Genomic DNA, 4,856 nt, shown 5'->3' on the forward strand with positions numbered 1-4,856 from the left:
CAATACGTCAGCATTCGCTATACCGAGAGGCTTTCTGAAGCCGGCATTGAACCGTCGGTCGGCAGCCGCGGTGACTCCTACGACAACGCACTGGCTGAGACCATCAATGGCCTGTACAAGGCCGAACTGATCCACAAGCGCGGCCCCTGGAAATCCCGTGAGGCCGTAGAGCTTGCAACCCTGGAATGGGTGGCCTGGTTCAACAACGACCGCCTGATGGAACACCTCGGCTATATCCCGCCGGCTGAAGCTGAGGCAAACTACTACCGGCAACTCAGCTACACCGCTGCCGCGCCGGCATCAACTTAAACCAAACAGCCTCCTCGATACCCGGGGCGATTCATTGTGGCCCCCGTGAAGTTAGAAGGGATTGTCCGGCTCGTCGGCGGGATCGTCATCGGGATCGAGGTCTAGCGGTGGGCGATAGCGGCGAGCCTGCTCGCCGTAGACGGTGTTGAACCACAGCCAGATGTCGTCGAGGATGAGCTGGATGAAGAAGGCGGCCTCGTCGGAGAGCACGGGGTCGGCCAGTCCGGCATTGCGCGTGAAGATGTCCATGATGGCCTCGCGGGTTGGCGTTGAAATCAGGTCGTGTTGCATGGCGGGGCTCACCGCACTTCCCCGATGGCCCGCTGCAGCAGCTCATCGGGGATATGGTTCAGTCCCTTGGGCACGGCCAGCCGCATGGCGTTGCGCAGGATGCGCCCGGCCTGGCGGGGTACGCCACGCGAAGCCTCGCGCAGTTGTTCGATGCCGGAGTCCGAGAGCAGCGTGTGGTTGCAGCCGGCGGCGGCAAGCGCGTGGCCGATGAGCTGGGCGAAGCGCTCGCGTTCGATGACCGGGGTGAAGTGCACGCGCACCTGGATGCGTCCGTAGAGGGCGGCGTACGGTGCGCGTTCGAGCACGTCGGCCAGCGACGGATGACCGGCCAGCCAGATGGTGATCAGATCGCGGGCATCCATGGCGAAGTTCAGGAAAGCGGGCAGATCGCGGAAGAATGCGGGTGGCAGGTTCTGGCTCTCGTCGATGACCCAAACCGGCAGCACCTGCCGGTTCTGGGCCAGTTCGGTGATGCGCCGCTTGATGTCGCGCCACAGGTCGGCGCGCCGGTAGGTGGGCTCAAGGCCGAGTTCGCGGGCCAGCGCCCGGTACAGATCGATGCGGCCGAAGTCGGACTCGGCCGTATAGATGACCTGGTAGCGGTGCGGGTTGAGCGAGCGCGTGATGTGTCGCAGCGCGGCGGTCTTGCCCACGCCGGGCTCGCCGGTGAGCAGGCCCACACCGGGGCTGGAGAGCAGCCACTGGAAGCGCTCATTCAGATGGGCGATCGCGCCGTCGTCCCACAGGCTGGTGGAGTCCTTGTCCAGTGGTGCGCAGCGCAGGCCGAAGTGCTGGCGGTACATGATTCAATGCTCCATGTGCGGATAATGTTGACGGTGGGCGAGCTCGATCAGGTTCGGGCCGGCTACGGCGGGTTCGGCGGTGGCCGGCTCGGCCTCGGGACGCTGGCGCCGGCGCGTGCTGTTGGCCACGGTATCGAGCTCGGTGGCCGCGCCCAGTTGCTGCCCGGCTTCGTTCTCGACGTGCATGACCACGCCGGTATGCGGATCGACGAGAAGCCGCACGTGCCGGCCGGCGAGTTCGTATGGCACCTCGAAGCGTTTGCCCTGGTAGGACACCGTGCCGTCGCGGCGGACCAGGCGTGTGATGCGATACCAGAACAGGTCGAGCTGCGCGGCCAGCGGCCCGAGCAGGCGGATGCGCGGCAGGTCCTGCTGGTAACGTGCCAGCGGCGTGAGCCCGCCCAGCGAGGCATGCTTGCTGCGGTGAAAGATCTGTTCGATCCATGCCCACAGCCGGGCGTTCAGATCGCCCAACTCGCGGATGCGGCTGGTGTCGAGTTCGGCCAGGAACTGGTCGCGCAGCGTCCGGTCCCATCGTTCGATCTTGCCCTTGGCGGCGGGTTGGTACGGCCTGCAGTAGATGAGGCGGATGGACAGGCGCGCGCAGATGCCCTGTAGGGTTGCGCAGCGATAGGCCGAGCCGTTGTCCACGACGAGCCGCCCGGGGATGCCGCGCCGCAACAGTGCCTGCTTGAGCACGCTCTCGATATCGAGCGCCGTCTCGGACAGGCAGAACGCGCTGTGAGCGACGAGCCGAGAGGCGTCATCCATGAGCGAGACCAGATAGGTCTTCCTGCGTTTGCCGTCGATCAACAGAGTTGGCCCGTGCATGACGTCGCCGTACCAGAGAGAGCCGGCGTGTTCGGCCTCAAAGCAGCGCTTCTCGTCGGACACGACGGCCGGGCCGGCGATGCGTGAGAGTCCGTGTGCCCTGAGCAGGCGGTGCACGGCACTGCGCGAGAGCGTGTCGCGCGCCACCAGGCCGGCGCTCTCCAGCAGCAGCCGGATCTGGCGGATCGAGCGGCGCGGGTTCTCGCGTTTGGCCGCCAGCACCGCAGCCTGCACGGCCTGGGGCAGCTTCGATGCGCCGCGGTCCGCGCGGACCTTGCTGGCCAGCCCGGCAATACCCTCGCGGCGCCAGGTGTCGTACCAGGCGTGCAGCGTCTTCTCGCTGATGTGGCGGCGTCTGGAGCCGGGAATCGCGTACTCCTGCTGGGCAATCTGGCGGATCAGGCGAGTCAGTTCACCGCGTGCGAGTTCGCCGTGGCTGGTGAGCGGGCCGAGCACGCCCAGACGGAACAGCGCCATCTCGTCGATGTCATTCATATCGTTGAATCCTTCATCAAAGTGAGGAAACGACATGAAACCGCTATTGCCGCGGCAGCGGCAGTGAGCAAAGTCTGTGGAGCGTGCGCCAGGCGTGCGAGCAGCGCGTTGCGCGCCGCGCGAGGATCAAGCGATCATGGGACAGTCAGGCCGTCGTGATCGATCCAGGCCATCGCCTGACACAAACGCATTTGCCCGAAGCAGGTCAGCCAGAACTCAGTGGAATCAGCGCAGCGACCGAGTTCGGCAAAGCGACTGCGCAAATGGAAGATGAAGGTCTGGCTGGTATTGAGCCATCGCCACCAGCGGCGCACCGTGTGATAGCCCAGCGCGAAGACGGCCGCCGTACGGCGCAGCGACGCACCGGCGATCAGCAGTAAAAGCACCTGCTGCTGCAGCGCCCAGCCGTACCAACGGCGCGGGCAGATGGCCAGCGGCAGGCGCGAACAGGTTCGACGACAGGATGGACACCGAAAACGCGGTATCGGCACGGGATTGAGCTCGGCGTCGCCGCTGCGGTCAGCCTTGCGGTGATAGCAGCCGTGGCCCCACAGGCAGCCACCGCCGCAATGTGCGCAAGCGTCGGGCCGGTACGACTGCGGCGTGCAACGGATAGCGAGAAGATGTTGTTCGAGTGTGAGAAACGCAAATACAATGCGATGCATAGGCCAGTCTGTTCTGGTTGTCGTGTGGCGCCTGGAAAACATCACACGATATCAGAGCAGTACTGGCCTTCCTTATGTCCGTTGCGTCTCGCGCTGATTGCGGAGATGTTCAGAAAATCGCCCCAGCCGTTCGCGGGATAAACGGCCCGCCCCAAACCTCAGATTGCGCGGGACGTAACACCTATGGAAGGCGAAAACAGAGCGAACCTCACTCGTATCGTTCTTTGCCGGCGTGGGGAAAAGCCTCGGAGTCGATGTAGTAGCGAAAGGGGTGGAGAATCAAATGCAAGCCGATATTCCTGAGGGGACTTGGTTGTAACTTTTGACGGGCATGGCTATTCGGAGGGGCAGTATCTCCACCCGACGCAGCGTTGCTTCTGGGCGCCGATTGGGAGAGCTGCTGCGGAGGACAGGTTATCCATGATCGCCTTTTCTCAGCGACTGCATCAGCTAGAGGCGTTGTATCGTATGCCCCGTAGTGCTTTGTTTTATCGCTCGAGCGCAAGGCTGCGTTAGTGCCAACAATCGGTTTCTTTAGGTCCTGGGTCTTACTAGCAGCAGTCGGGTGTGTGATACGACGTCGCTTGGCCGTCAGACCGTAGCAGCGATAAAGTTGTCCATCTTGTCCGTGGCGCGTATATGCCGGGCTGTTAATCCAGTGCCACGAGTCACCGGACCATATGATGCGAGATTCCTTCTCAAACAACTGGCCGCCTGATGCACATCTGTTGTCTCGGTGTGCTCGCCACTAGAGGAAATGCATGACCTTGGCTGGGATCCGTAGGCTCGGTTGCCTCGCAAATTTCCGTAATATTGATAATATTTTCATCTTGTAGTGGATGGAATATAAGGAAATCCTTACTTAAAATTCGATAAGTTCTGATGTCTGTGGCTGCAGGTAGCGAATATTATGCTCATTGAGATCGCACAATTCACTCCAAGTCGCTTTTTTCACCCACCAACGCTTCGCTTGGTGCGGCTGGAGTTCACGTCGGGCGTTTTTCCTGTCCGCGATTCTCGCCTTGGCCGGCGGAGATGCTCTCATATTGATCGGCTTGATGTGTCTCTATTGAGGCAGGCAGTTCGAAAATGAATAGTCCGACGGGTAGCTACCCGCGTTATACAGAAATCATGGCAAAGCGCGGCGCGGCTAAGTGTTCTGAGTAAACCAATTTCACGAATGAGAGTCAAATGCCAGTCATAAGAAGAACGAGCTGGCATCGCCGATGAAGTGCACCATCGAATTGAACGACGTGGAGAAAAGAACTTTGCAAGAGCTTGCGCTGCGGCATCCGTATGAAGATTTCCGAGCCAGAGGGCAAGGCATGGTGTTACTCGACGCAGGTCAACGCGTGCACGAGATCGCGACGCAGTTGGATGTGAGCAAGAAGACCGTGTACAACTGGATGAACGCCTGGCGCGAGAAAGGGCTGTGCGGCCTGCTCAACGGTCATAAGGGAGG

General features: G+C 61.6%; 6 protein-coding genes. 2 read left to right on the top strand and 4 right to left on the bottom strand.

The window, feature by feature from the left end; genetic code table 11:
* Nucleotides 1-309 (top strand): integrase core domain-containing protein (locus K309_RS0133965; protein WP_029050140.1); only part of this gene is annotated, 309 nt, incomplete at its 5' end.
* A 51-nt stretch (nucleotides 310-360) separates the two neighbouring features.
* Here the strand turns inward: K309_RS0133965 and K309_RS0133970 are convergent.
* From K309_RS0133970 to K309_RS0133985, 4 genes are all read right to left on the bottom strand, one after another.
* On the bottom strand, nucleotides 361-600 hold the full coding sequence (locus K309_RS0133970; protein WP_035878849.1) for a hypothetical protein: 240 nt from the start codon (nucleotides 598-600) through the stop codon (nucleotides 361-363).
* Nucleotides 601-608: 8 nt separating this feature from the next.
* Nucleotides 609-1,403, bottom strand: a complete 795-nt coding sequence (locus tag K309_RS0133975; RefSeq protein ID WP_029050357.1) for an ExeA family protein — start codon at nucleotides 1,401-1,403, stop codon at nucleotides 609-611.
* A 3-nt stretch (nucleotides 1,404-1,406) separates the two neighbouring features.
* Nucleotides 1,407-2,729, bottom strand: coding sequence for a DDE-type integrase/transposase/recombinase (locus K309_RS0133980; protein ID WP_029050358.1), 1,323 nt, complete (start codon nucleotides 2,727-2,729; stop codon nucleotides 1,407-1,409).
* A gap of 134 nt (nucleotides 2,730-2,863) precedes the next feature.
* Complete coding sequence (locus K309_RS0133985; RefSeq protein ID WP_029050359.1) at nucleotides 2,864-3,394, bottom strand: DUF6431 domain-containing protein; 531 nt, start codon at nucleotides 3,392-3,394, stop codon at nucleotides 2,864-2,866.
* Nucleotides 3,395-4,620: 1,226 nt separating this feature from the next.
* Here K309_RS0133985 and K309_RS0133990 point away from each other — a divergent pair.
* Nucleotides 4,621-4,856: helix-turn-helix domain-containing protein (locus tag K309_RS0133990; protein ID WP_035878851.1), on the top strand; the 236-nt coding region annotated here is incomplete at its 3' end.

The sequence above is a fragment of the Cupriavidus phytohabitans genome (assembly GCF_000426345.1).
Classification (GTDB): domain Bacteria; phylum Pseudomonadota; class Gammaproteobacteria; order Burkholderiales; family Burkholderiaceae; genus Cupriavidus.